The sequence below is a fragment of the Nitratidesulfovibrio oxamicus genome, assembly GCF_015731765.1.
Classification (GTDB): domain Bacteria; phylum Desulfobacterota; class Desulfovibrionia; order Desulfovibrionales; family Desulfovibrionaceae; genus Cupidesulfovibrio; species Cupidesulfovibrio oxamicus.
Genome location: NZ_VRYY01000792.1, coordinates 1 through 536, shown reverse-complemented (window position 1 = coordinate 536; position 536 = coordinate 1). Strand labels below are relative to the sequence as shown.

At 72.0% G+C, this 536-nt stretch carries 1 protein-coding gene; it reads right to left on the bottom strand.

The features are described from left to right. Positions 1–140: 140 nt before the first annotated feature. Positions 141–536, bottom strand: a 396-nt coding sequence (locus tag FVW20_RS18600) for a hypothetical protein (RefSeq protein WP_196610734.1), incomplete at its 5' end; no start/stop codon positions are given.

Genomic DNA, 536 nt, shown 5'->3' with positions numbered 1-536 from the left:
CGCCAGCATCACCGCCCCCGCAAAGGCCGTGGCCGCAGCCGCCAGCGCCTGCACGCCCACCCGGCGGTCCAGGCGCCACCCTTCGGCCCGGTGTTCGTCGTCACGTGCCACGGCGTCGTTCCCGGATACGCTCGGGCCGGTCATCGCGTGCCGCCCTCTCCGTGGCGAGAGCGCAGTTCGTCCTTGCGGAATGACCCCAGCGACGAACCCAGATAGTAGTTGACCACCGCACCGAAGGCCGTGCCCAGCGAGCCGAGCAGCAGCAGCGCCGGTTCGCTTACAGAGGGTTGCTCCAGCACCGCCCGCAGCATGCCGAAGAATCCGGCCACCACCACCAGGGCCACCATCCCGGTCACCCATGCCCCGCCATGCCCGGCACGGGCCAGGGCCACCTCTCTCGCGCGGGCGTCGCGAGTGTTGTCCAGTTCGGCTCGCAGTTGCTCGGCCTGCCAATCCAGCAGCCGCGCCCGTTCGCGCACTTCCAGCTCGCGCAGGGCCGTCAGCGCCTGCGGGTCGCCCAGGGCCGCCGCCACGCT